Raw genomic sequence first — 20,575 nt, forward strand, 5'->3', positions numbered from 1 at the left:
ACGCACTGTTGTGGGTAATATTGAGGGCTATATAACCGCATGTTAGTTGTAGTGACTCAATTTAAGTAAAATTTACTCTACTTTTACAGGAGTGAGTCCTTGATCGCGTGATTCAAGTGCCGTATCTAGATCAAAGCCACTGATCTTCCAGCTTTTGGCTTGTTCTGGAGTAAATGATTGCTCTTTCCAGCTTTGTGCATTTTCTAAATTAAATCCTTCCTTACTCCAATCTGCTGATTGCTCAGCGTTAAATCCTGCACGTTTCCAATTTTGAGCTTGCTCTGCATTAAAACCAATTTCCTTCCAGGCCGCAATATCTCCTTCTGACATACCTTTCCATGTTGCAGGTGAGGATGCACAGGCAGTAAGCGCTAAAATAATCATGACTAGACTGAGCTTTTTCATATCAATTTCCTTGGTTAGTAATTATCTCATCCTCGGTTAGTACCGAGCACAGCTTTAGACAATACATTATTGGCTGGTGTGTAAATTCAAAGTTCACTATTGAAGATAGTCGGTCAAATATATCTCGACAAGTTATTGCGTAGGGGGAAGTAAACTGTGTTATCAGCAAGGCTGCGACAATCTCACTTAGCTGAAATATGAATTTTCAATTTTCTATAGTCGCTGCTTTTCTGGTCTTGATCTAATTAATTGGATTGATATACTGAACAAATCTTTAAATTTGTAAAAAATATAAAACAAGAAGTAACTGATTACTCATAAGGAATGGATATGTCCGAACCACGCTGTGACTCCTATTACAATGCAACTATTAATAAAGAAACCGATTATCCCGAGTTAGAACAAGAGATCAGAGTGGATGTGGTGATCATTGGTGGTGGTTTTACCGGTGTCGCCACAGCGCTAGAGCTGTCAGAGAAGGGGTACAAGGTTGCGGTTTTAGAAGCGAATAAAATTGCCTGGGGAGCCACTGGGCGTAATGGTGGGCAAGTTACTGGTAGCTTGTCAGGCGATGAAGCCATGACAAAGCAACTTAGGAATTGTCTAGGCACTGATGCTGAGCAATATGTTTGGAATATGCGCTGGCGCGGGCATGAGATCATTAAAGAACGCGTTAATAAATATAATATCGACTGTGATTTAAAATTTGGTCACATTCATACCGCATACAAAGCGAGCCATTTAAAAGAGCTAGAAAAGACTTATTCTGAGGGCTGCAAACGAGGCATGGAAGCTGAGTTGTCAATGTTGAATAAAGAAGAACTCTCACAGCACCTAAATACACCCCTTTATCACGGTGGACTGCTTAATAAGCGTAATATGCACCTACACTCAGTAAACTTATGCATAGGTGAAGCTAGGGCGGCAGAGAGTCTCGGGGCTCTAATTTTTGAGCATTCGGCAGTTGTCGACATTAACGATGGTGCGTTGGTTACGGTGACAACCAATAAAGGCAAAGTCGTCGCCAATAGCGCAGTACTAGCAGGTAACGCGTACCATAAATTAGCCCGTAAAAAACTCCGTGGAATGTTGTTCCCTGCATCTTTAGGTAACTGTGCTACTGCGCAGTTGCCAGCAGAATTGGCGCGGAGCCTGATCCCTAAAGATGTCGCCGTCTATGATACTCGCTTTGTACTCGACTATTACCGGTTAACAGCCGATAACCGTTTAATGTTTGGCGGCGGAACTAACTATTCTGGTCGAGATTCAAAAAATGTTGCGCTCGAGCTGAGACCTGCTATCGAGCGTACCTTTCCGCAACTTAAAGGTGTAGACATTGAGTTTGAATGGACTGGTATGGCGGGCATTGTGCTTAATCGGATCCCTCAGTTAGGTAAGGTTTCGAAGAATGTTTTTTATTGCCAAGGTTATTCAGGTCATGGGGTGGCGACATCTCATATTATGGGAGAAGTCATGGCGAGCGCCGTAGTTGGAGAGCTACAAGAGTTTGACTTGTTTGCACAGATGCCCCATTTTCGTATTCCACTTAATGAGTGGTTTGGAAATCAAGCTTTAGCGCTGGGCATGATGTATTACAAGGTGATGGAAAACTTTCGTTAATGCTTGCTGTTGCACTTTGTGCGCTTCGAAATTAGCAAGGCAGAGAATAATAAAAATCCGCTTCGATTACTCGTTAGCGGAATTTTTATTAGTCGCGATACATACTAGGATATCGACTCGTTAAATGTCGACTTTATCCATCTCGAGTTGCTGTAAGGAAATGACAGCTTGAGTACGATTTCTTACACCAAGCTTTCTAAATATCGCTGTAGCATGTGCCTTAATGGTGGCTTCTGACACGCCGAGGTCATAGGCAATTTGTTTATTGAGTAAGCCTTCTGCAAACATCTGCAGCACTTTATATTGCTGGGGAGTGAGATCGGCTAACTTACTGGCCATTTGATTCGTTTCATCTTCATTGATCTCTTGAAGCTCAACGCCTTGAGGCAACCAAATATCACCAAATAGTACCGCTTCTAATGCTTCGGCTAAGGTTTCCATAGAAGAAGATTTTGGAATAAACCCAGAGCTACCATAATGAATAGCGCGGCTTATTGTGAGGTTATCTTCATGAGCGGAGATCACCACAACGGGTAACTCCTGAAAATGCGTTCTTAGGTGGATCAGCGTTGAGTAGCCATGGGAACCAGGCATCTGCAGATCTAATAACACCACATCATATTCAATGTCACTGCTCTCGAGTAGGGCTTGTAGTGCGTCGGCACTATCTGCTTCAAACCATTGTGTATTTTTAAACTCAGACGACAAAGCTTGTCTCAGTGCGTTTCTAAATAACGGATGGTCATCTGCAATAATAATATTTAAATTTTCAGGCTTCATGGCTTTATAAGGTTGTTTTGGTTGCGCGTGAAGATGATTCAATGTAACAGATAAATGACCGGGGATTCTATGGCTTTAGCTTGGAAAAGGGATTATTTAGTAAAATAGTTGCTGAAGTTAGACTTAAGTCTAAAGCAAAAAATGTGATGGCTTTAATACGTGAACGCAGTCGGTCCGGAAAAGCACAGGACCAAAAAACAGGCCCTGACTGAGTTTCTTTCTGCCTGTTTATAGCGGCCAAACAGCTGTGGGCTTTCTCTGTTCATCAACTGCAACGAAAGTAAATACGCCACGAATAGCGTGCTCTCTTAGATCTTGATACATGTCCTCAACAAAAATGTTTACTTCAACTTTGATTGAGGTGTTGCCTACATGAATGACTCTAGCAATAATTTCGGCTAATGAGCCCGCAGGGATAGGCTTGTTAAAATCAATTCTATCAGAGCTCACCGTCACTAAGGTTTTGCGGCAAAAGCGGGTTGCAGCGATAAAGGCGGTTTCATCCATCCAGGCTAAAGCCTCACCACCAAATAAGGTATTGTGATGATTAGTAATAGAGGGGAACACTGCTTTGATAACGCGAGCTTCAGATTGTTCGATTCGAAGGGCAACGTCTTCGGGAAATTGCGTGGGAGTTTGAGATAAAGGCATACGGCAACCTATGGTTATGCATTTGAAGTACAATATTGTAGCTGTTTTTGTAATTTAATAACAGATTAGGCGAGCTTTAGCTTGAATAAATAGAGTGGTTTAGAGACCAGTTATTTGCTAATAGTTTGAAAGTAAAAGCTATATAGTTATAACTTTTTTAGGCGGTAGAATAGTGAACTTGATAAAAAGTGTAATAAAAAAACGTACCGACTTAGTGAGTGGGTACGTTTTCTTTAAGTTAAGCTAAATTACTGGTCTTACCCTTACTGTTATTTTAGCAATTCCATTCTCACACGTGATGCTTTGGCTAAATCACGAAGTAAGATTTCTGAGTCTTCCCAGTGGATACAAGCATCTGTAATACTCTTACCGTATGTGAGCTGCTCGCCAGCAACCACTTTTTGGTTACCTTCTTCGATAAAGCTTTCAGCCATAATGCCGGCGATAGCGGTTTCGCCATTAACCATCTGCTGCATAATAGACTCTGCAACATTAAGCTGTTCTTTATGCATCTTGCGGCTGTTACCATGGCTAAAGTCGACAACCATACGCTGGGTGACACCCACGCTCTTGAGCTGTTTCGCTACTTTTTGAATATCGTCGCTATGGTAGTTTGGCTCTTTACCACCACGTAAAATAATGTGACCAAATGGGTTACCATGAGTACGGTAAACAGCCATAGCACCATCTTTATCTGGTGAGTAGAAGATGTGCGGTGCTTGCGCGGCGCGAACGGCATCAACTGCAATATCGATATTGCCATCGGTACCATTTTTAAAGCCTACCGGGCAAGAAAGCGCTGAAGCCATCTCGCGGTGAATTTGACTTTCAGTGGTACGAGCACCAATAGCACCCCAAGTAATCAAGTCGGCAATATACTGACCGTTAACCATATCTAAAAACTCAGTCGCGATAGGCAACTTCAGTTCTGTAATTTGTTGCAATAGGTGACGCGCTTTACGTAGGCCTTTATTAGGGCTAAAACTGCCATCTAGGTCTGGGTCAGAAATAAGCCCTTTCCAGCCAACTGTGGTACGAGGCTTCTCAAAGTAAACGCGCATTAAGATGCATAAATCATCTTTATATTGCTGGTGAAGCTTAGCTAGGCGCTGAGCGTAATCGAGCGCGGCTTCTGTGTCGTGGATTGAACATGGACCAATAATCACAAGTAAACGTTGGTCTTCACCATTAATAATGGCTTCAACTTCATTGCGTTGCTGGACTAGGTAGTCAGCGGCATCTTGTGTTAAAGGATATTCAGAAGCGAGTTGTGCAGGTGAAATTACCTTACATAAAAGGGAGGTGCGTAGTTCGTCTGTTTTAATGGTCATTCAAAATACCGAGCGTTCGTATGGGCTTTAGCCTGATTACTTCGGATTATAACTAATAGTTTGGCTGTGCACAGTGGCAATTGCCTTAAAAGTGACGCTAATTTTGACAATCGCGATAATTATTTGATGTTAATTAAAGGCTTTTATTCTAAAAGCCTTTAATTTTGGCCCTATAAATATGTACAGAGATTAGAACATATGGCGCTTTAATCCGGTGATCTCTAAGATTTTAGTGGCGATCTCTTCTACGGAGTGATTGGTGGTGTTCACAAAAGGAATACGCTCTTTTTGGTACATCATTTCGACCTCTTTAACTTCCATACGGCATTGACGCAGCGAAGAATAGCGGCTGTTAGACATTCGACTGTGGCGAATTTCATGGAGACGTTCCGGATCAATCGTGAGTCCAAATAACTTACCTTTGTTACGTTTTAAGGCGTCGGGAAGTTTTAAGTTATCCATGTCATCTTCGGTAAATGGATAGTTGGCCGCTTTTATACCAAATTGCATAGAAAGGTAGAGGCTCGACGGGGTTTTACCGCAGCGAGACACACCTAATAATATCAGATCAGCTTTATCCATATGTTTCATGGTTTGGCCATCATCATTTTCCATAGCGTAGTTAATAGCATCGATACGTGCTTCATAACCTTCATTGGCTTTACCATGAGTACGATGCATTGCAGGAGTAGCAGCAATACCTAGTTGTTTCTCTAATGGCGCCACAAAAGTGTTCAAAAAGTCGTAATCTAAGCCTTCACTGCTATAGATGACATCACGGATCTCTGGTTTCACGATGGAATGGAAAACCAGAGGTCGTTCACCTGTTGTAATAAAACAATCATTTATTTGAGCCTTAACGGCTTCAGCTTTCGCTTCCGTTTCGACGAACGGGATTGTAAGTGCATCAAATTCCAAAGGAAACTGAGAAAGTACCGCATGGCCGAATACCTCAGCTGTGATCGCTGTCCCATCTGAGATATAAAATACTTTACGCAACATTTTGACCTCTTGTAGTAATAAAATTACAAATAAAATTATACATTTACGCTTCTTGCCATGGAGTGTAAGATGCTGTTGCTCTCGTGTGAAGAGCCACATTAAAATATACTTGCGGAGATAAGAACTGTGCAGCAATACGTACTCTGGTATCAAGAATTAGGCATGGGTGACGTCAACAAGGTAGGCGGTAAGAACGCTTCTCTTGGAGAGATGATTAGCAATCTATCAAACGCAGGCGTTCAAGTGCCTGGTGGATTTGCGACAACATCTTTTGCGTTCAATGAATTTCTTGAACAAAGTGGACTAAACCAGAAGATATACGAAATTCTAGAAACTCTAGATGTAGATGACGTGAATGCACTCGCTACAGCAGGAGCACAGATCAGACAGTGGGTTATCGATACCCCGTTCCACCCAGAATTTGAGCAAGCGGTACGTGAGTCTTACGACAAGCTTAGCTCTGAAACAAATGACGCATCATTTGCAGTTCGCTCTTCAGCAACAGCAGAAGATATGCCAGATGCATCATTTGCTGGTCAACAAGAAACTTTCCTAAACGTTAAGGGTTATGAAGCCGTGTTAGAAGCAACTAAGCATGTATTTGCTTCTTTGTTTAATGACCGTGCTATTTCATACCGTGTTCACCAAGGTTACGACCATAAAGGCGTCGCACTATCAGCGGGTGTTCAGCGCATGGTGCGTTCAGATAAAGCGGCTTCTGGTGTTATGTTCACCATGGACACTGAGTCTGGCAACAATGACGTGGTATTTATTACTTCTTCATTCGGCCTAGGTGAGATGGTTGTTCAAGGTGCGGTTAACCCTGACGAATTTTATGTTCATAAGCCAACTTTGGTTGCAGGACATAAAGCGGTTGTACGCCGTAACATCGGTAGCAAGCTTATCCAGATGGTGTATTCAGACGATGAATCTCATGGTAAGCAAGTTAAGATTGAAGATATCGCTGCTGACAAGCGTCGTGAATTCTCAATTAACGATGCTGAAGTACAAGAACTTGCTAAGCAAGCAATGACTATCGAGAAGCACTACGGTCGTCCAATGGACATCGAATGGGCTAAAGACGGTAACGACGGTAAGTTGTATATCGTACAGGCTCGTCCTGAAACTGTTCGTTCTCGTGAAGATGTACAGCTAATTGAACGTTACCACCTTAAGACTCAAGGTGACGTCGTTTGTGAAGGCCGTGCAATTGGTCACAAGATTGGTAAAGGTGTCGCTAAGGTACTTAAGTCAATCGAAGACATGGATCAAATTCAACCAGGTGATGTGTTAGTTACCGACATGACGGACCCAGATTGGGAGCCAATCATGAAGCGTGCAAGCGCGATTGTAACTAACCGTGGTGGCCGTACTTGTCACGCCGCGATTATCGCACGTGAGCTTGGCGTTCCTGCTGTTGTTGGTTGTGGCGACGTAACTGAGCGTATCAAAAATGGCCAAGAGATTACCGTTTCTTGTGCTGAAGGTGACACAGGCCTTATCTACAATGGTCTACAAGACTTTGAAGTGATTTCATCACGTGTAGATTCAATGCCTGAATTGCCAATGAAGATTACGATGAACGTGGGTAACCCAGACCGCGCATTTGACTTTGCACGTCTACCTAACGAAGGTGTTGGTCTTGCACGTCTTGAGTTCATCATCAATCGCATGATTGGTATTCACCCTAAAGCATTGCTTGAGTTCAACGACCAAACTGCAGAGCTTCAACAAGAGATCCACGAGATGATCGCGGGTTATGAATCTCCAGTTGAATTTTACGTGGCACGTTTAGTTGAAGGTATTGCAACAATTGCTTCAGCTTTCCACCCGAAGAAAGTCATTGTTCGTATGTCTGACTTTAAGTCAAATGAATACGCAAACTTGGTAGGTGGTGACCGTTACGAGCCAGAGGAAGAAAACCCAATGTTGGGCTTCCGCGGTGCGAGCCGCTATATCTCTGAATCGTTCCGTGATTGTTTTGCACTAGAGTGTGAAGCGATTAAGCGTGTTCGTAATGAGATGGGCCTTAAAAACGTTGAAATCATGATCCCATTCGTTCGCACATTGAGCGAAGCAGCGCAGGTGATTGAGCTTCTTAAAGAGCAAGGTCTTGAGCGTGGTAAAGATGGTTTACGCGTTATCATGATGTGTGAGTTGCCTTCAAACGCACTGCTTGCTGAACAGTTCCTTGAGCACTTCGATGGTTTCTCTATCGGCTCAAACGACTTAACGCAGCTAACTCTTGGTCTTGACCGTGACTCAGGCATCATCAGCCATCTATTTGATGAGCGTAATGACGCAGTTAAAGCCTTGCTTTCCATGGCAATTAAAGCGGCAAAAGCTAAGGGCGCATACGTTGGTATTTGTGGGCAAGGCCCATCAGACCATCCAGACTTTGCGGCTTGGTTGGTTGAGCAAGGCATCGATACTGTATCGCTAAACCCAGATACCGTTATCGATACTTGGTTATACCTAGCTGAAGCTCACGGTTAATATTATCCATGTAAGCTTATAGTCTAAATGAAGTGTTAAATCTGTGCGATTTAACATTTTGTTAAAAACATGAAAAAAGCCGCTATTTAGCGGCTTTTTTTTGTTTATAATGAGCCCATAATCTTAAGAATAACAATTGATAGAAGCCGCCATGTTACCCAAGTTATCGCATCAACAAACGCTTGAACCCATTTATCTTTCTTTTTTAACAGCATTAGAAGAGGGCGTATTTTCGGGCGATATTGATACTCGCTATAGTGCGCGCCTCGCACAAGCGACCGACAACTCGGTTTATCAGTTTCTACCTCAGGCTGTTATTTACCCAAAGACTGCTCAAGATGTGCAGATAGCACTGAAATTGGCAAACCAAGATGAGTTTGCCAAGGTGGTCTTTAGTGCAAGAGGCGGCGGTACCGGTACTAATGGCCAGTCGTTAACTCATGGCATTATTGTCGATATGTCGCGTTACATGAACCAAGTGCTAGAAGTGAATGCGTCTGAAGGTTGGGTCAAAGTACAGGCTGGAGTGATTAAAGATGCGCTTAATGACGCGCTTCTGCCTCATGGTTATTTCTTTAGTCCAGATTTATCAACCTCAAATCGTGCCACATTGGGTGGGATGATTAACACAGACGCATCGGGAGCGGGTTCCTTGGTTTATGGTAAAACCTCCGATCATGTTCTTGGCTTAACCAGCATTTTATTTGATGGCAGTGAGCTTAAAACTCAACCCTTAAGTCATGAGCAGTTAGCCGATCTTTCTTCTGTTACAGATAATCTTTTAGGTCAGAAGTTAATCTCCAGTATTGCCGAGACATGTAAAGGTCATCGTGAGCAAATCGAGCAACGCTTTCCTAAACTGAACCGCTTTTTGACCGGATACGATCTGAAAAACGTTTGGGATGACAAATTAGAACACTTTGATCTATCGCGGATCTTGACAGGCTCAGAGGGTACGCTTGCGGTGATCACCGAAGCCAAACTTAATATTATGCCACTGCCAACATGTCGTATGATGGTCAACATCAAGTATGACTCTTTTGAGTCAGCACTGCGCCATGCACCAACTTTAGTTAAAGCCAATGCCACGGTCGTTGAAACCGTCGACTCCAAAGTGCTTAACCTTGCCAAAGAGGACATTATTTGGCACTCGGTGTCAGCACTGATTAAAGATGTTCCAGGCAAAGAGATCGATGGCCTTAATATGGTGGAGTTTGCTGGCGAGCAAGCAGATGTTGAAGCCAGAGTTGCTAGCTTAGAGTCCATGTTGACAGCGCAAATCGACCAAAGCGAAGCGGGTTTGCTCGGTTATCAAGTTACATCAGACAAAAGCAGCATCAATACTATTTATGCCATGCGTAAAAAGGCGGTAGGGCTTTTAGGCGCAGCAAAAGGCGCGCGTAAGCCCATCGCGTTTGCCGAAGATACAGCGGTTCCCCCAGAGAAATTAGCCGACTTTATTTTAGAGTTTAGAGCGCTGCTCGATAGTCATCAGCTCCAATATGGCATGTTTGGTCATGTCGATGCGGGTGTATTGCATGTGCGTCCTGCGCTAGATATGTGCGATGAGCAAGATGAAAAGCTACTAAAAACAATTTCTGATCAAGTGGCTGAGCTAACCCTTAAGTATGGCGGTTTGATGTGGGGCGAACACGGAAAAGGCGTGCGCGGTGAATATGGCCCAGCAGTCTTTGGTGAGCACCTATATGGTTTATTAGAAGAGGTTAAGGGCTTATTTGACCCAAACAACAAATTAAACCCAGGCAAGCTGGTGGCGCCTAAAAACAGCGGGGCGATGATTTATAATGTCGATAGCGTTAAGCGCGGCGCCTTTGATAGACAAATCCCGGTCAAAACCCGTGAAGCGTTTCCTGATGTGATGAACTGTAACGGTAACGGTCTGTGCTTTAACTACAGTGTTTATTCGCCTATGTGTCCATCGTTTAAGGTGACGGGTGACAGGGTGCAATCGCCAAAAGGTCGCGCAGGTTTAATGCGCGAATGGTTACGCCTATTAGAAGCTGAAGGCGTGGATCTTAATGAGATAGCCCGCGCTAAGCCGTTAGGCTGGCTACAACGAGCGCAGAACACATTAAAAATAGATAAAGAGTACGACTACTCTCATGAAGTCATGGAGTCGCTTAAAGGCTGTTTGGCTTGTAAGGCCTGTTCTAGTCAGTGCCCAGTTAAAGTTGATGTACCAAAATTTAGAGCACAGTTTTTTGAGATCTATTACCAGCGCTATCTGCGCCCGGTAAAAGACTATCTGGTTGCAGGAATCGAAGATTCACTGCCTATGATGGCGACAGCGCCAAGATTGGTTAACGCGGTTTCTCAAAATAGCCTAAGTAAATGGGTGATTAAAAAGTCACTGGGTTATGTTGATGCACCAGCGCTGTCGGTCCCAACATTAAAGCAGCGCCTCGAAGGCCATGCTAGCCGTGGTTATGACTTAGCTGCACTACAATACATTCCGGACAATGAGCGCAGCCAATATGTGCTGGTGGTACAAGACCCTTTTAATAGCTTTTATGAGGCAGGTACGGTTTATCACTTTGTGCAGTTGATTGAAAAATTAGGCTTAAAACCGATACTGCTACCATTTAAACCCAATGGTAAGCCGATCCATATTAAAGGCTTTTTAGATAAGTTTGCCCGTACGGCAAAGTCGACAGCTGACTTTTTAAATCAAGTGGCAAAACTGAATATGCCTATGGTAGGGATAGATCCTGCATTGGTACTTTGCTATCGCGATGAATATGCTGAAGTGCTTGGTGGGGCACGTGGTCATTTTCACGTAAAACTGGCTAATGAATGGTTACTAGAAGTACTTGAAAACCAACCTGTTCGTGAGTTGATAGGAGCTGAAGCTTGCGAGCGAGAGTTTACTTGGTTTAGCCACTGCACAGAGTCAACGGCCAAACCAAATACCGCTAACGAATGGAAGAGGATTTTTAATCACTTTGGTGCCAAGCTTAGCACGGTTAACCTAGGCTGCTGTGGAATGGCTGGGACCTATGGTCACGAAGCTGAAAACCTTGAACGTTCGAAAGCGCTTTATAATATGTCATGGGAGCAAACGTTATCCACGCTGCCACAATCACAAGTGTTAATCTCCGGCTATTCTTGTCGAAGCCAAGTAAAGCGCTTTAGCGGCTTTAAGCCAAAACATCCGATTGAAGCTTTACTTAATTTGCTTTAATTAGCACCCAGTAAAAAACTAGCCTCTGGCTAGTTTTTTACTTTTAGGGCTAGTCGATATCAGAGCGTTGTCTCAAGATAGAGAAAGACTAAAGAAATCAGTTTTAGGCAGATAAAGGATTATTGTTAGACTATCCAAAAGGGAAAAGAGGTACACATGACACCAAAAGATATTCATTCAACGGACGCTATAGATGCAATCTCTTCATTAACGCAAGGGGCGCCATTATGTGCAGAACAAGCGATATTTGAAATCAATGAAAATGGTGAATGGTTTTATCGAGGTGAAACATTACCGGTTAAGTTTTGTAAGCTATTTTCCACAATTTTAAACCGTGTTGACGGTGAATATTTTCTTATCACGCCTGTTGAAAAGCTGCGGGTAACGGTTGCTAAGCAAGCGTTAATCATTGTTGACTATCAGCCCTATGATGAAGCGGGCTTCTGGCTCAAAACGAGCATTAATAGCGAGCATAGTATTAAAGACTTTGAACCGTTTTTTGTCGACGAGGATTGCATTAGTTTAACGCTTGAAAGAGGCGTTGAAGCAAGGCTAAATCGGGCTTGTTATTATCGTTTTATTGATGCGTTTATAGTCTGAAATTAGCTAAAACAAGCTTAGCGATTTGTTTTATTTCAACATAATGATTTATAAGCTGTTTGAATGAATATGCGCAATAAGCGTTCACTAATGCTAGTTTCTTTTGGTGTAAGTGATAAGATTAAATGAAGCATAAACAGCCGTGGAGGTGTTGATTGAATCAATTTGAGAGTCTAGGTTACTTGGTGTCTCATTTGAATGTTGATCTACAAAACTCATTAGATCAACGTCTTAGACGATACCAATTAGAGATTAAGCTATGGCCTGTGCTGTTTTCACTATGGCAGGAAGAGGGCGTGACTCAAACTGCACTCTCTAAGCGCTGTGATGTTGCAAATTACACTATGACTCGATTGCTCGACCAATTACAAGAACAAGGCTTGATCACTCGTCATCAGGATGCTGAGAACCGCCGAGCCTTTCAAATATACCTCACCGATAACGGTAAAGCCCTTGAGCAGGACTTAGTTAGAGAGGCTGAGCGAGTCAATGAAGCCTTTTTAGATAATTTGGCCTTGGATGAGCGACAGATATTTTTAAAACTGCTGAATAAAATCAATCGTTATTAATCTATTATAAATAAGCTGTACTGCACCATACACAAATTGACCATTTGAGTGTTGATTTCACTGTACAAGCTACACGTAAGCACTCCAACACTTGCTGGTGAACAAAACTACTCACAAGGAACGACACTTAGTACATGAAGAAAGACTATAGCCTATATCTTTGTGAAAGCGCCGCGTGGTAAATATCACCCATTGGATGGTATCTTACTAACGCTATAATTACCTCGTACCAATCTCCAGTGTATTTGATTTTATCGCATTAAAAGCATTTCTATTTTCATACAATTTTTGGTTTTACACACTCGACTCGCCAGGCTCTAACTGCTATGAGTATAATGATAGCAATCGTCGAAAGGAGTCTATATGAAACCGCTAATTATTACTCTATGCGCTGTATCCCTATTAAGTGCTTGCTCAGTCAATATCAATAAACCGAAGTCATCAAAATCGGCTCCGATAGCGCAGACCAACACTATTGGTGGGTATATTCAATCGATAAACCTTGCTAGCGGTGCCACCTTAGTGGTGGAAGAGGGCCGTTTAGAGCCACGTTCAATAGGTAGCGTGACAGTAAAGCTCTATCGTGATCTTAACGTCGGAGACTTTGCGGGGGCTGTGAGTTTTGTACGTGATGGAACCATTCTAAAAGCAATGTTGATTGAAAATGGCAGCAATAAACAAAAGTTATCAATTACCACTGTGACCGCGGGAAGTGGAAATTACCAAGCGAGTCAGCTGGTGTGTATCGAAGGTGATAGCATCTCGCTGTGCTAGTAGCATGTAGAGAGTATCGTTAGGCTAGCTTATTACGTGTAATCGAAAGCTATTCAGAGTTAACTTAGGGTGAGTAGAAATACGATCACTATTCCCACTGCTAATATCCCCTGCTGCGTGAGTTGGCGGCTGCGATACAGCTCTTTCTTACCTTGCTTAAGGCTTGCAACTAAATTGTTTTGTTTGTAAATACGACAGATAAGCTGTTCTGTCATAGGGTCTAGAAACAAAAGCAATTTAGCCGGCTTGCCATCATTCAGCACTAGATTATGTTCACTCTGCTGGCCGAAATTGAGCTTACTCGAGACGCGCTTACCATTAATATACATCTGCTCTAAACCAGACCAGTTACTGGCTTGTAACTCGATATTATCTTGGTTAAGTGCATATTTAAACGTCACCATGGTGCGGCCCCTGTCTAATTGCTGAGGCCTTAATTCAAGCAGAGGAAAGTCATCTTTTCCAGTGTACTTGGGGGGATTGCTTAATTCAGTTTGTTATCTATTTGTTGAGCTTAGCAATTGTGGGCAAAAAAATACCCAGCAATATAAGCTGGGTATTTTTTATGGTTAGCCTGTCTATTTTGCAGCGTTAATAATGGCTCTTGCCATTTCGTCTGCAACATCACCAGTGGTGCGGTTTTGCTCATCAGACTGAGCGAAAATCGTCAGTAGGGTATTGTAGATCTCTTCAACTTTTGCAGTCGCAGCGGTTGCATCGTAATCTTTCTCGAAAGAAACGTTGATGATCCCGCCAGCGTTTATTACATAATCTGGCGCGTATAAGATGCCAAGCTCTTTTAGCATCTCGCCATGACGTACTTCAGCAAGCTGGTTGTTGGCACAGCCAGCAACAATTTTGGCCTTAAGCAGTGGGATCGTGATGTCATTAACCGTTGCACCTAAAGCACAGGGGGCATAGATGTCTACATCTTGATGGTAAATATCTTGAGGTGCGACAACCGTAGCACCGAACTCAGTGGCAACTCTGTCTAATGAAGCTTGGTGAATATCGGTAACGATCAGCTCAGCTCCCTCTTCATGCAAGTGACGACAAAGGTAATAACCAACGTGCCCAACACCTTGTACAGAGATCTTTAGCCCTTTTAGACTGTCTAAGCCAAGCTGGTGCTTAACCGCAGCCTTAATTCCTAAATAGGTACCTAAAGCTGTATATGGAGATGGATCGCCACTCTTACCTTCTAGGCCTGCCATATATGGGGTTTCTTGATGGGCAATCATAATGTCGGCAGTTGATACGCCCACATCTTCGGCTGAGAAGTATTTACCACCTAAGGTATGAATGCAACGACCGAATGCTCTAAACAGTGCCTCTCTATCTTGTACCTTAGGATCGGCGATGATGACAGACTTACCGCCTCCCATTGCTAAACCTGCCAATGCATTCTTATAAGTCATGCCGCGTGATAGGCGTAATACGTCAGTGATGGCTTCGTCATCAGACTCATAGTTCCACATTCTGCAGCCACCAACGGCTGGGCCTAGATTAGTATTGTGGATGGCGATTATGGCTTTTAAGCCGCTTTCTTTATCATGACAAAATACGACCTGTTCATGGTCGTCGAAAGAGATGTGATTAAAAACTGCCACTTGTTGATCTCCGCTGTGAGCTTCGAATGACCGCCGCTGTGTAATTACAGGGTAGCCTACTTGTTATATTTATTGCAGAACGATAGCATTTAGGGATACTCTCAACAAAGTAAAGATTCGGATTATTTGTGAACTATCTGGCAATTTTGCTTTCCACTTTACGTTAACGTAAAGTATTGGCTTGATTATAACATTCTAGCTGTGCAGACTTTTGCATGCCTGAAGGGTAGAGACGAAAAAATAACAATAAGAAAGGAAGTTTAAATGGCTGAACAAGCAGTAGACCAAGAAGAACTCAGACAAGAATGGATTAGGACTCAGTTCCAAAAGGCGAACAAGTTTCTGGCAGAAAAAGGCGTCATGCCGCATAAAGTTCACCCAGAAGAAAGCCGTTATCTAGCACCTTTTGTTGCAATCTGGAAAATCGATTCCAAAAAGCCAACTAAACAAACATTTTGGGTGATGTCAGGTGATCTCCCCTCTGATTATGTTGATATTAGTGTTGCTGCTACTGCACGTGATGCCGTGCGTCACTTCTCGATGATGTGGCAGATGAAGGCTGAAAATATTCAGCGTTCAGGATTAACTAAAGATCCTGCTCAAGCAAAGTTTGCTCAGCTTTTAGTTTCACGTGCTGAGAGTCTTTATAAGATGCAAGCCGATGACAGCATCTGGGGACCAAGTACATAAGGTATAACCTTAGAAAACAAAAAAGGCATCATTTCGATGCCTTTTTTGATCGTTAGTGTCTTACCCTAGAATGTGTAAACATATTTCAGGACAAGACAGCGGATAAAAATAAGGCGTTAAGCCTAAACTTAACGCCTTATTTAAACCTTTAATAGCAGGATGAGCTATCTAAAGTATTAAGTGAACGATATTAGTTTAACTCGTCAACAAAAGTTTCAGCACGGCCAATATAGTTAGCTGGCGTCATCTTCTTAAGCTCAACTTTCACTTCATCTGGAAGCTCAAGGCCATCGATAAACACAGCAAGTTGCTGACCGTCGATGCGCTTACCGCGAGTCAGCTCTTTTAGCTTCTCGTATGGCTTTTCGATGCCATAACGACGCATGACCGTTTGTACTGGCTCTGCAAGTACTTCCCAGTTGCCATCAAGCTCTTTACGAAGTTGCTCTTCGTTAACTTCAAGCTTGCTGATCCCTTTCAATGTTGATTGATAAGCGATCAGAGAGTGAGCGATACCCACACCTAGATTACGCAGCACTGTCGAGTCAGTAAGATCACGCTGCCAGCGAGACACTGGTAGTTTGGCGGCTAGGTGCTGCATTAATGCGTTAGCAATGCCTAAGTTACCTTCAGAGTTTTCAAAATCGATTGGGTTAACTTTATGCGGCATGGTTGAAGAACCTATTTCACCGGCAATGGTGCGCTGCTTAAAGTGACCTAATGCGATGTAGCCCCAAATGTCACGGTCGAAATCGATCAAAATAGTATTGAAGCGCGCTAGTGCATCAAACAATTCAGCGATGTAATCGTGTGGCTCGATTTGAGTCGTGTATGGGTTCCAGTTAATGCCAAGGCTTGTCACAAAACGCTGTGATAGCGCATGCCAATCAACTTCAGGGTAGGCTGATAGGTGAGCATTGTAGTTACCAACTGCACCATTGATCTTACCCATAATTTCAACATTTGAAACTTGAGTAAGCTGACGCTCTAAACGTACGGCAACGTTAGCCATCTCTTTACCAAGAGTAGATGGAGAGGCTGGCTGACCATGTGTACGAGACATCAATGGAACAGTCTTGTGTTCTTTTGCTAGTGCCTTAACAGCATCAACAATTTTCTGGCAATATGGCACTACCACTTGCTCACGTGCTTCAGTCAGCATCAAAGCGTGTGATAGGTTGTTAATGTCTTCTGAGGTACAAGCGAAGTGTACGAACTCGTCGATAGCAACAAGCTCTGCATTATCGGCGATACGTTCTTTAATAAAGTACTCAACCGCTTTAACGTCATGGTTGGTGGTCGCTTCAATATCTTTTACGCGCTGGGCATCCGCTTCGCTAAAGTTATCTTTAATTTGATCGAGCAAAGCCAATGCTGCTTCGCTAAAAGGTGGAACTTCTTCAATTTCTGGACAGCTAGAAAGCAGCTTTAGCCAGTTAATTTCGACTTGAACACGGTATTTGGTCAGGCCGTACTCGCTGAAAATCCCTCTTAATGAGGCGGTTTTACTACCATAACGACCGTCTACCGGAGAGATAGCAGTTAGTGCGGAAAGTTCCATTAGAAGCTCCTTGATGAACTTGACTTAAATATTATAGGGTGAGGCTTTTCATAGCTGTGTCTACTATTGTTTTTCTTGCGAAGACAAGATGCCTACGCTTGCCTCCTAATTGACGCCATAGTACAGCGCTGCGCATGGCAGACAGTAATAGAGCGCGAATTTTTTGTTGTGTTTGGGTACGTTTTAGAAACTCTGGGTTGCCAGAGATCTGGAGCTTGGGGCCAAGCTCACTAATGATGTCGCTATAAATACCGGCAAAATTAGCAATCACTTGCTCGTCAGTGATCTCAAAGTGGCTCAGCTGACGATGAATTTGATTGATACGCTCAGACAACATGCCCATGGCATTAGAAGAGCGAGTGAGCTTGCGCTCTAAAGCAAGGATCCCGACTAAATAGCGAGTCACCTCAACATCTTTTTGCTTTGCATCACCGAGTTGGCTAACGATAAGCTCGTAGCCTTTCCTCAGTGCAACTTTATCGGCATACACGTCGCTGGTGGTTTCTGGGTTAGTTACCAAAACCGATTGCAGGCTGGCTGCTAGCGCGTCTTTATCTGAGTCACCGTGTCTTGCAATATACTGAACTTGTGCCACTGCCTGTAATATCCCAGCAAAGGCCATAGTGCGTTCAAACAGCTGATCACTCATTGATTAATCTCTTATTAGTGCGTCAATAATGCCACCACCTAGACAAATTTCGCCGTCATAGAAAACAGCAGATTGTCCAGGTGTTACTGCGGCAACAGGCTCATCGAAAATAACACGTAGTATATCGTCACTATCATAGGTTACGCGGCACGGTACGTCTTGTTGGCGGTAACGCGTTTTAACGGTGATGTTTGAACCGTCGGCAGGGCCTTTTCTATCTACCCAATGTAATTGATTAGCGATTAAGCCATTTGACATTAGGCGAGGGTGGTTACCACCTTGACCAACAATTAACACGTTACGTACTAGGTCTTTTTCAACCACGTACCATGGATCTTCGTTGCTGTTTTTTAGACCGCCAATACCTAAGCCTTTGCGCTGACCTAGTGTGTGATACATCAAACCTTGGTGTGTGCCGATGACTTCACCTTCGCTGGTTTCGATATTACCAGGTTGGGCAGGCAAGAAAGTTTGTAGGAAATCGGTAAACTTACGCTCACCAATAAAACAGATCCCAGTGCTGTCTTTTTTATCGTGGGTAATTAAGCCCATCTCTTTGGCTATCTCACGCACTTCGCTTTTTTCTAATTCACCCACAGGGAATAATGAGCGAGCAACTTGCTCGTGGCCAAGTGTGTATAGGAAGTAGCTTTGATCTTTATTGCCGTCAATACCACGTAACATCTGGCTGGTGCCATCAATGTCACGGCGGCGCACATAGTGGCCCATTGCAATGTAATCGGCATCTAAAATCTCATCTGCAAATTCGAGAAAAGCTTTAAACTTAATCTCTTTATTACACATAATATCTGGATTAGGCGTGCGGCCAGCTTTGTATTCGGCTAAGAAATACTCGAACACGTTGTCCCAGTATTCTGAGGCAAAGTTAACTGTGTGCAGTTTAATGCCTAGTTTGTCACAAACAGCTTGTGCATCTTTAAGATCATCAGCTGCAGCGCAATATTCATCCGTGTCATCTTCTTCCCAGTTCTTCATGAACAGGCCTTCAACCTGATAACCCTGTTTCATTAACAGGTAGGCTGAAACTGATGAGTCTACACCTCCGGACATGCCGACGATGACTTTTTTACCAAGATGAGTGGGTTCGATTGACGTCATAAATCTTAAAAAAACCTTTGTGATTACTGAATATTGCTGCGAATCGGTGGCTCGATGAATCGGGTTTACAATCGAGTGACCGTGTTCAAACCGCGGCGTTCTGCGGGGGCATATTCTATCATGCATTATGAGGCTGGGCTATCTAGCAAGTATTTATCTTTTTGGCTTTAACCTCATCTGTGCTGAATAATCAGCCTCGATGATTAAAAAGGTGAATAGCTCAACAAGATAAAACAGCATTAATGTCGTTTTAGCTTAAAACGTGGAGCGCATGCATCATTAGAAATAATCATTATTAATAAGGCTAAGATCGTAATTTTTACCCGCCAAGTAATCACTAATTGATTCAATCACCAGAGGGCTTCTAAGTTGGCTCGATAAGGCTGTTATTTCATCAAATGAACACCACTTTAACCCATTGATAGCCGGATCTTCGGGTGTAGAACGCACTACTTGATTGAGTTTTAGGTAAAAGGTGTAGCGAACAAATGCCAGCGACTCACTGGCAGTAAATTGATAGATCCCAACTAAACCTTGGGGTTCGATACTAAGCCCTGTTTCCTCTTTAACTTCGCGAATACAGGCATCGATAATTGATTCATGGGCTTCTAAGTGACCAGCTGGTTGATTGTATTTAACCTTTCCATCGATCAATTCTTCAACGAGTAGGAATTTCCCCTGCGCTTCGATAACACACGCAACAGTGGTATTGGGTTTATAGCGCTCAGTCATTGCTTGTCACTCACATTGATGGTTATTTCATATCAAGTTGACGATATTCACCGTTTTGTAGGTCATCTAGACTCCATTGACCTATTTTATAGCGGATTAATCTTAACGTCGGGAAGCCAATATGGGCTGTCATGCGTCTAACCTGGCGGTTACGGCCTTCACATATTTGGATCTCTAACCAAGTGGTAGGGATATTCGCTCTCTCACGGATCGGCGGCGTTCTTGGCCATATTGCAGGGTTATCCATGATGCTAATTTTAGCGGGTAACGTCATGCCATCTTTCAGTTCAACGCCTTGGCGCAGTTTTTCGAGATCACTGTCATCAGGCGCACCTTCAACTTGGGCCCAATAGGTTTTATAGGTTTTCTTTTTAGGTTCTGTGATTTGCGATTGTAATTTACCGTCATTGGTCAGTAATAACAGGCCTTCGCTGTCTCTATCGAGTCGTCCCGCAGCATACACGCCAGGCACCGGGATATAGTCTTTTAAGGTTTTTCGGCCCTGCTCATCGGTAAACTGACACAGTACATCGAAGGGTTTGTTAAATAGTACTATCACCGGATTGGCAACAGTTTTAGCCTTAGGTCTAGCTTTGCTAATGGCTCTATTGTGAGGTTTGTCGTTTTTATTTGGGGTCTTAGCAACGGTAGCAGGCTTGTTGCTACCGTTCCTAGCAAAGCCAGAAGAGCTAGTCTTGTTATTTTTATTGGTCGTTCTATTTTTTGAAAATGGCTGTGTCACGCTGCGATACTTTTCATTTTGGAATGATATTTATCTATTGTA

The 20,575-nt window shown here is 43.1% G+C and carries 19 protein-coding genes; 7 read left to right on the forward strand and 12 right to left on the reverse strand.

Going from position 1 to position 20,575, the window contains the following annotated elements:
- Positions 1 to 72: 72 nt before the first annotated feature.
- The gene (locus SHAL_RS08825) at positions 73 to 405 is read right to left on the reverse strand and encodes a hypothetical protein (RefSeq protein WP_012276802.1); all 333 of its coding nucleotides are present in this window, start codon (positions 403 to 405) and stop codon (positions 73 to 75) included.
- A gap of 330 nt (positions 406 to 735) precedes the next feature.
- On the opposite strand from SHAL_RS08825, the gene SHAL_RS08830 reads away from it, so the two are divergent.
- A complete protein-coding gene (locus SHAL_RS08830) occupies positions 736 to 2,025 on the forward strand; it encodes an NAD(P)/FAD-dependent oxidoreductase (protein WP_012276803.1) in 1,290 nt (429 codons plus the stop codon).
- A gap of 120 nt (positions 2,026 to 2,145) precedes the next feature.
- Here the strand turns inward: SHAL_RS08830 and SHAL_RS08835 are convergent, their stop codons facing one another.
- The 4 genes from SHAL_RS08835 to ppsR all read right to left on the reverse strand — a co-directional run bounded on the left by SHAL_RS08835 (position 2,146) and on the right by ppsR (position 5,789).
- Positions 2,146 to 2,805, reverse strand: coding sequence for a response regulator transcription factor (locus tag SHAL_RS08835; RefSeq protein ID WP_012276804.1), 660 nt, complete (start codon positions 2,803 to 2,805; stop codon positions 2,146 to 2,148).
- A gap of 228 nt (positions 2,806 to 3,033) precedes the next feature.
- Positions 3,034 to 3,456: an acyl-CoA thioesterase gene (locus tag SHAL_RS08840; RefSeq protein ID WP_012276805.1), complete on the reverse strand. Its 423-nt coding sequence runs from the start codon at positions 3,454 to 3,456 to the stop codon at positions 3,034 to 3,036.
- A gap of 269 nt (positions 3,457 to 3,725) precedes the next feature.
- Complete coding sequence (locus SHAL_RS08845; protein WP_012276806.1) at positions 3,726 to 4,787, reverse strand: 3-deoxy-7-phosphoheptulonate synthase; 1,062 nt, start codon at positions 4,785 to 4,787, stop codon at positions 3,726 to 3,728.
- A 189-nt stretch (positions 4,788 to 4,976) separates the two neighbouring features.
- The gene (ppsR, locus tag SHAL_RS08850) at positions 4,977 to 5,789 is read right to left on the reverse strand and encodes a posphoenolpyruvate synthetase regulatory kinase/phosphorylase PpsR (protein WP_012276807.1); all 813 of its coding nucleotides are present in this window, start codon (positions 5,787 to 5,789) and stop codon (positions 4,977 to 4,979) included.
- Positions 5,790 to 5,915: 126 nt separating this feature from the next.
- Between ppsR and ppsA the strand changes: the two genes are divergently transcribed.
- From ppsA to SHAL_RS08875, 5 genes are all read left to right on the forward strand, one after another.
- On the forward strand, positions 5,916 to 8,285 hold the full coding sequence (gene ppsA, locus SHAL_RS08855; RefSeq protein ID WP_012276808.1) for a phosphoenolpyruvate synthase: 2,370 nt from the start codon (positions 5,916 to 5,918) through the stop codon (positions 8,283 to 8,285).
- Between the two features lie 151 nt (positions 8,286 to 8,436).
- A complete protein-coding gene (gene ydiJ / locus SHAL_RS08860; protein ID WP_012276809.1) occupies positions 8,437 to 11,487 on the forward strand; it encodes a D-2-hydroxyglutarate dehydrogenase YdiJ in 3,051 nt (1,016 codons plus the stop codon).
- Positions 11,488 to 11,643: 156 nt separating this feature from the next.
- Entirely contained in the window at positions 11,644 to 12,087 is a 444-nt protein-coding gene (locus SHAL_RS08865) for a DUF1285 domain-containing protein (protein ID WP_012276810.1), read from the forward strand.
- Positions 12,088 to 12,242: 155 nt separating this feature from the next.
- Positions 12,243 to 12,656, forward strand: coding sequence for a MarR family winged helix-turn-helix transcriptional regulator (locus SHAL_RS08870; RefSeq protein ID WP_012276811.1), 414 nt, complete (start codon positions 12,243 to 12,245; stop codon positions 12,654 to 12,656).
- A gap of 363 nt (positions 12,657 to 13,019) precedes the next feature.
- Positions 13,020 to 13,430, forward strand: coding sequence for a PliI family lysozyme inhibitor of I-type lysozyme (locus SHAL_RS08875; protein ID WP_012276812.1), 411 nt, complete (start codon positions 13,020 to 13,022; stop codon positions 13,428 to 13,430).
- A 59-nt stretch (positions 13,431 to 13,489) separates the two neighbouring features.
- On the opposite strand, the gene SHAL_RS08880 is transcribed toward SHAL_RS08875, so the two are convergent.
- Entirely contained in the window at positions 13,490 to 13,834 is a 345-nt protein-coding gene (locus SHAL_RS08880) for a hypothetical protein (protein ID WP_012276813.1), read from the reverse strand.
- Between the two features lie 174 nt (positions 13,835 to 14,008).
- Positions 14,009 to 15,040 carry a Glu/Leu/Phe/Val dehydrogenase dimerization domain-containing protein gene (locus SHAL_RS08885; protein ID WP_012276814.1) on the reverse strand — a complete coding sequence of 344 codons (1,032 nt, stop codon included), beginning with the start codon at positions 15,038 to 15,040 and terminating at the stop codon, positions 14,009 to 14,011.
- A 264-nt stretch (positions 15,041 to 15,304) separates the two neighbouring features.
- On the opposite strand from SHAL_RS08885, the gene SHAL_RS08890 reads away from it, so the two are divergent.
- Positions 15,305 to 15,730, forward strand: coding sequence for a DUF4826 family protein (locus SHAL_RS08890; protein WP_012276815.1), 426 nt, complete (start codon positions 15,305 to 15,307; stop codon positions 15,728 to 15,730).
- Between the two features lie 190 nt (positions 15,731 to 15,920).
- Here the strand turns inward: SHAL_RS08890 and purB are convergent, their stop codons facing one another.
- From purB to SHAL_RS08915, 5 genes are all read right to left on the reverse strand, one after another.
- Positions 15,921 to 17,291 carry an adenylosuccinate lyase gene (gene purB, locus SHAL_RS08895; protein ID WP_012276816.1) on the reverse strand — a complete coding sequence of 457 codons (1,371 nt, stop codon included), beginning with the start codon at positions 17,289 to 17,291 and terminating at the stop codon, positions 15,921 to 15,923.
- Positions 17,292 to 17,322: 31 nt separating this feature from the next.
- Complete coding sequence (gene hflD / locus SHAL_RS08900; RefSeq protein WP_012276817.1) at positions 17,323 to 17,940, reverse strand: high frequency lysogenization protein HflD; 618 nt, start codon at positions 17,938 to 17,940, stop codon at positions 17,323 to 17,325.
- Positions 17,941 to 17,943: 3 nt separating this feature from the next.
- Positions 17,944 to 19,059, reverse strand: a complete 1,116-nt coding sequence (gene mnmA / locus SHAL_RS08905; RefSeq protein WP_012276818.1) for a tRNA 2-thiouridine(34) synthase MnmA — start codon at positions 19,057 to 19,059, stop codon at positions 17,944 to 17,946.
- A 279-nt stretch (positions 19,060 to 19,338) separates the two neighbouring features.
- Positions 19,339 to 19,791, reverse strand: a complete 453-nt coding sequence (locus tag SHAL_RS08910; RefSeq protein ID WP_012276819.1) for an NUDIX hydrolase — start codon at positions 19,789 to 19,791, stop codon at positions 19,339 to 19,341.
- A 22-nt stretch (positions 19,792 to 19,813) separates the two neighbouring features.
- A complete protein-coding gene (locus SHAL_RS08915; protein ID WP_012276820.1) occupies positions 19,814 to 20,533 on the reverse strand; it encodes an rRNA large subunit pseudouridine synthase E in 720 nt (239 codons plus the stop codon).
- Positions 20,534 to 20,575: the final 42 nt, after the last annotated feature.

The organism is Shewanella halifaxensis HAW-EB4 (genome assembly GCF_000019185.1).
GTDB classification, from domain to species: domain Bacteria; phylum Pseudomonadota; class Gammaproteobacteria; order Enterobacterales; family Shewanellaceae; genus Shewanella; species Shewanella halifaxensis.

Excerpts from the sequence above, each read along its gene's own strand:
- SHAL_RS08880 (WP_012276813.1), bottom strand. The coding sequence starts at position 13,834 with ATGGTGACGTTTAAATATGCACTTAACCAAGATAATATCGAGTTACAA.
- SHAL_RS08910 (WP_012276819.1), bottom strand. The coding sequence starts at position 19,791 with ATGACTGAGCGCTATAAACCCAATACCACTGTTGCGTGTGTTATCGAA.
- ppsR (WP_012276807.1), bottom strand. The coding sequence starts at position 5,789 with ATGTTGCGTAAAGTATTTTATATCTCAGATGGGACAGCGATCACAGCT.
- SHAL_RS08875 (WP_012276812.1), top strand. The coding sequence starts at position 13,020 with ATGAAACCGCTAATTATTACTCTATGCGCTGTATCCCTATTAAGTGCT.
- SHAL_RS08840 (WP_012276805.1), bottom strand. The coding sequence starts at position 3,456 with ATGCCTTTATCTCAAACTCCCACGCAATTTCCCGAAGACGTTGCCCTT.
- SHAL_RS08890 (WP_012276815.1), top strand. The coding sequence starts at position 15,305 with ATGGCTGAACAAGCAGTAGACCAAGAAGAACTCAGACAAGAATGGATT.
- SHAL_RS08835 (WP_012276804.1), bottom strand. The coding sequence starts at position 2,805 with ATGAAGCCTGAAAATTTAAATATTATTATTGCAGATGACCATCCGTTA.
- mnmA (WP_012276818.1), bottom strand. The coding sequence starts at position 19,059 with ATGACGTCAATCGAACCCACTCATCTTGGTAAAAAAGTCATCGTCGGC.
- ydiJ (WP_012276809.1), top strand. The coding sequence starts at position 8,437 with ATGTTACCCAAGTTATCGCATCAACAAACGCTTGAACCCATTTATCTT.
- hflD (WP_012276817.1), bottom strand. The coding sequence starts at position 17,940 with ATGAGTGATCAGCTGTTTGAACGCACTATGGCCTTTGCTGGGATATTA.
- purB (WP_012276816.1), bottom strand. The coding sequence starts at position 17,291 with ATGGAACTTTCCGCACTAACTGCTATCTCTCCGGTAGACGGTCGTTAT.
- SHAL_RS08865 (WP_012276810.1), top strand. The coding sequence starts at position 11,644 with ATGACACCAAAAGATATTCATTCAACGGACGCTATAGATGCAATCTCT.
- SHAL_RS08830 (WP_012276803.1), top strand. The coding sequence starts at position 736 with ATGTCCGAACCACGCTGTGACTCCTATTACAATGCAACTATTAATAAA.
- SHAL_RS08845 (WP_012276806.1), bottom strand. The coding sequence starts at position 4,787 with ATGACCATTAAAACAGACGAACTACGCACCTCCCTTTTATGTAAGGTA.
- SHAL_RS08825 (WP_012276802.1), bottom strand. The coding sequence starts at position 405 with ATGAAAAAGCTCAGTCTAGTCATGATTATTTTAGCGCTTACTGCCTGT.